The following is a 4,496-nucleotide window of genomic DNA, read 5'->3' on the forward strand; positions in this document are numbered from 1 at the left end:
GAGACCGGGTCGCAAATGTGATTACTAATACTTCCGCCTCCCTCTCCCCCCCCCCCCCCCCCCCCCCCCCCCCCCCCCCCCCCCCCCCCCCCCCCCGGTCCCGGCGTCCGGGCGCAGTACCTCGACCCGGTGGCCGTCCACCAGGCCCGCCACTCCGAGGCCCGCCGTGGCCGTGAACCGTTCGACGCGCGGGGGCGGTCCGGGCAGCGTGCGGCGGGCGTGGGACGCGATCGCGCGGCCCACCGGGTGTTCCGAACCCTCCTCGGCCGCGCCCGCGAGGCGCAGCGCCGCCGCCTCGCCCGGGCCGTCGGCGCGCGCCGTCACCTCTGCCACGGACATCGCGCCGACCGTCAGCGTGCCGGTCTTGTCCAGCACGACCGTGTCCACCCGCCGCAGCCCCTCCAGGGCTTGCGGCCCGCTGACGAGGATGCCCAGCCCCGCGCCCCGGCCGGTGGCCGCCAGCAGGGCGGTGGGGGTGGCCAGGCCGAGGGCGCAGGGGCAGGCGACGACGAGCACGGCCACGGCCGCCGTGACGGCGGCCTGCGGGTCCGCGCCCGCGCCCAGCCAGAAGCCCAGCACGGTGACGGCGACGGCGAGGACCGCGGGGACGAAGACACCGGCGACGGCGTCGGCGAGCCGCTGCACGCGCGCCTTGCCGGTCTGCGCGTCCTCCACCAGGCGCGCGATGCGCGCGAGGCGGGTGTCCGCGCCCACCGCCGCGGCGCGGACCTCCAGCAGCCCGCCGGAGTTGACGGCCCCGCCGACGACCGCCGACCCGGGCCCGACCTCCACCGGCGCGCTCTCGCCCGTCACCAGCGCCATGTCCAGTGCCGAGCCGCCCTCCGTGACCACCCCGTCGGTCGCGACCCGTTCGCCGGGCCGTACGACGAAGCGGTCGCCGACCCGCAACTCCTCGATGGGCACGCTGCGTTCGGCGCCGTCGGTCCGTACGGTGACCTCCTTGACGGTGAGCGAGGCGAGCGCCCGCAGCGCGGAACCGGTGGCCCGCCGGGCGCGCCCCTCCAGCAGCCGGCCGGTCAGCACGAAGAGCGGGACGCCGACGACGGCTTCCAGATACACGTCGGCGACGCCGCCCGTCGCCGACGGTACGAGCGTGAACGGCATCCGCATCCCCGGCTGCCCGGCGCCGCCCAGGAACAGCGCGTACGCCGACCACAGGAACGACGCCAGCACACCCAGCGACACCAGCGTGTCCATGGTCGCGCTCCCGTGCCGCAGGCCGCGCAGCGCCTTGGCGTGGAAGGGCAGGGCGCCCCAGGCCGCGACCGGCGCGGCCAGCACGAAGCAGAGCCACTGCCAGTTGTCGAACTGGCAGGACGGGACCATGGACAGCACCAGGACCGGCACCGCCAGCACGGCCGTGACCAGCAGCCGGATCCGCTCGGCGGGGGCGGCGGCCGACGAGTCCATGGGGTCGGCGGCAGCGCCGCCGCCGGAGTCCGGGCCGCCCTCGGAGGCCCGCCGCCGCTCCGCCTCCAGGTGGCGGGCGGTGAACCCCGCCGCCTCCACGACGGCGACGAGTTCGGCCGCGCTCACGGCGGCCGGATGGCTCACCCGGGCCCGCCCCGTCGCGAGGTTGACGGTCGCGCTGACCCCCTCCACCCGCCCGAGCCTCTTCTCCACCCGGCCCACGCAGGCGGCGCACGTCATGCCGCCGACCGCCAGTTCCGTCGTGGTGTCCGCGCTCATCGGACGGCCTCCGGGGCCGGCGCGCCCATGTTCTCCATGCCGTCCATGCCACCGCCCGAAGAGCCGCCGGAACCGGAGCCGCCGCTGCCGTGCATGCCGGGGGCGACGGGGCCGACGGCCGACCCCACCGCGTAGGCGACGCCGAACATCGCGGCGAGCAGCAGGGCGAAACCGGCGAGGAGTGCGTACGGACTGCTCTGACGTGCTGTCGTACCGTTTTGACGTGCTGTCATCGCCGCATCGTGGCACGGCGCGAGGGCCGCCGGAGCCGTTGAACGCCCTCTTCGGCGCGTGAGGATTGTCCCTTTCGCGCCCGGGAACCAGCGGGCCTCCGCAGCCGACTACCTGGAGATCGAAGGCGCGCACCGGGGCCCGTACCAACCCCAGCGGCGACGCACGTTCGGGAACTCGCGCCCGTCCCCGTACGACTTCTCAGGGGCCCGCCCGCGCCCCAGCGGTCGCGGCCCAGCGGTCACGCGACCGCGATCACGACGCAGCGAGGAGACCCCACCGTGCCCCTGCCGGACCCCTTCCCCCTCTACGGCCGCGCCTACAAGCGCGATCCCTACCCGCTGTACGAGGAGCTGCGCGCCGCCGGCCCCGTGCACCGGGTGCGCTTCCCCAGCGGCGTCGCCGCCTGGCTCGTCACCGGCCACAGCGCGGCCCAGCAGGCCCTGTCCGACAGCCGACTCGGCAAGAGCCACGACCTGGGCAACGACGGCTGGCGCGCCCGCGCCTCGATCATGCCCGAGCCCCAGCACTCGCAGCTCCAGGTCCACCTCCTGCACCAGGACCCGCCCGCGCACACCGGGATGAGACGGCTGGTCCTCGACGCGTTCGCGGCCCGCCGCGTCGAGGCGCTGCGCCCCCGCTTCCAGGAACTGGCGGACGCGCTCCTGGACGAACTGCCCGCCGACGCGGGCGGCGCGGACCTCGTCGCGTGCTTCGCCGCCCGCTTCCCCTTCCAGGCGCTCGCCGAGGTCATCGGCCTGCCACCGGAGCTCGCGGCCCGCTTCCGCCGTGAATGGGGCAAGGCCGTGCAGCCTGTCGGGCCCGAGGACCCGGGCCGGGACGCGTACGAGGCGCTGCTGCGCGAGCTCCAGGGATATATCGCCGACATCGTCGCCTACAAGCGGGCGCATCCGCAGGACGACCTGCTCAGCCGCCTCGTCACCGCCCACCGCGAGGGCGAACTGACGGGGGAGGAGCGGGACTCGATGATCTTCCAGCTCCTCGTCGCGGGCCAGGAACCCGTCACCAACCAGATCACCACCGCCCTCATGGCCCTCCTGCGCCACCCGGAGGCCCTCAACCGGCTACGCGCCGACCGAGACGATGCGGAGCTGCTGGCCCGCGCCGTCGACGAACTGCTGAGATATGACGGCGCTTTCGAGCTTACGACCTGGCGTTTCTTCGGCGAGGATGCCGAACTGCACGGTACGCGCGTCCCGGCCGGCGATTCCGTGATCGTCTCCCTCTGTGCCGCCAACCGCGACCCCGCGCGCTTCCCCGACCCCGACACCCTGGACTTCGACCGGGAGCGGGGCCCGCACATGGCGTTCGGCCACGGCATCCACTTCTGCCCGGCGGCCGCCCTCGCCCGCGTCGAACTCCAGGTGGCGCTCGGCACGTTGCTCGAACGGCTGCCGGGCTTGCGGCTCGCCGTCCCGGACGAGGACGTCGAGTGGATACCGGCGGTGCTGGGGCGCGGCGTGAACGAGCTGCCCGTCGCCTTCGGCCGGCCCATACGCCCTCGTGGGTGACCGGCTGATGCACGACGCCCCGCAGCCGCGCCCCGAGCGGAGCCCCGGCACGGCACCCGCCTCCGCGAAAGCCCCGGAAGCCCGCATCCTCGACCTCCTCCTCCCGTACCACCGCACCACGGCCCCGGCTCCCGCCGGCGGGCCGGTCGGCCACCCCGAACAGCTGGCGCAAATAAGGCAGTTCACGACGGCCGGCGAACCGGTGCTCTTCACCCTCCCCGGCTTCCCCTGCAAATCGCCCAACCCGGCCAAGGTCCTCGGCCACCTCCCCGACGAGGGCGAACGGCTCTCCCTGACCTTCCTCGACCGGCTCTGCGCCCGCGTCGGCGAGGTCTACGGGCCCGGGGCGCGGATGCTCATCTGCTCCGACGGCCATATCTTCGGCGACCTCATCAACGTGCCCGACGCGCACATCGACGCGTACGGGGACGCCCTGCGCACCCTGATCCGCCGCACGGACCTGCGCCACCTCGACACCTTCGACCTGCGCCAGGTCTACGGCGACGCCCCGTACGACGACAAGCGGTCGCGGGCGACCCGGGCGTACGCGCCGGATCTCGCCGCCCTGCGCACCCTGACCCGCACCGATGAGGAGGCGACCCGCCTCTACCGGGGCATCACGCGCTTCCTCGTCGAGGACACCACCGGCCGCACCGGCAGCCGGTCCGCCCTCCAACGCGACTGCCGCGCCCGCGCGTACGGCGTCATCGCCCGCAGCCGCGCCTGGGGCGACCTCATCGCCGACCACCACCCCCGGTCCGTACGGCTGTCGATCCATCCGCAGCGGCCGGGCGCGGCCAAATTCGGCATCCGCCTCCTGGAGTCCGCCGACGCCTGGGCCACACCCTGGCACTCCACCGTTCTGCGGCGGCGGGACGGAAGCGCCGAGCTGCTGCGTCACGCAGACGCGCGGCGGGGGGGGGGGGGGGGGGGGGGGGGGGGGGGGGGGGGAGAAGAGGGGGGAGGGGGGGCCCCAGCGGGGGCTGGAGGGGGGGAACACCACGGCGCCCACGCCACAACAAC

At 75.1% G+C, this 4,496-nt stretch carries 3 protein-coding genes and 1 pseudogene; 2 read left to right on the plus strand and 2 right to left on the minus strand.

Annotated elements, in window-relative coordinates; all coding sequences use genetic code 11:
• Nucleotides 1-105 precede the first annotated feature (105 nt).
• Together AC07AB_RS27045 and AC07AB_RS27050 are read right to left on the minus strand one after the other, a co-directional pair.
• A pseudogene (locus AC07AB_RS27045) lies at nt 106-1,710 on the minus strand (heavy metal translocating P-type ATPase); the annotation flags it as partial.
• Nucleotides 1,707-1,943, minus strand: coding sequence for a hypothetical protein (locus AC07AB_RS27050; RefSeq protein ID WP_478571720.1), 237 nt, complete (start codon nt 1,941-1,943; stop codon nt 1,707-1,709). The pseudogene AC07AB_RS27045 and the gene AC07AB_RS27050, both read right to left, overlap by 4 nt.
• A gap of 279 nt (nt 1,944-2,222) precedes the next feature.
• Between AC07AB_RS27050 and AC07AB_RS27055 the strand changes: the two genes are divergently transcribed.
• Together AC07AB_RS27055 and AC07AB_RS27060 are read left to right on the plus strand one after the other, a co-directional pair.
• On the plus strand, nt 2,223-3,473 hold the full coding sequence (locus tag AC07AB_RS27055) for a cytochrome P450 family protein (RefSeq protein WP_478571723.1): 1,251 nt from the start codon (nt 2,223-2,225) through the stop codon (nt 3,471-3,473).
• 7 nt (nt 3,474-3,480) lie between these two features.
• Nucleotides 3,481-4,496: L-tyrosine/L-tryptophan isonitrile synthase family protein (locus tag AC07AB_RS27060; protein WP_478571726.1), on the plus strand; the 1,016-nt coding region annotated here is incomplete at its 3' end.

This window comes from Streptomyces sp. NPDC044033 (assembly GCF_056434425.1).

Excerpts from the sequence above, each read along its gene's own strand:
- AC07AB_RS27050 (WP_478571720.1), bottom strand. The coding sequence starts at position 1,943 with ATGACAGCACGTCAAAACGGTACGACAGCACGTCAGAGCAGTCCGTAC.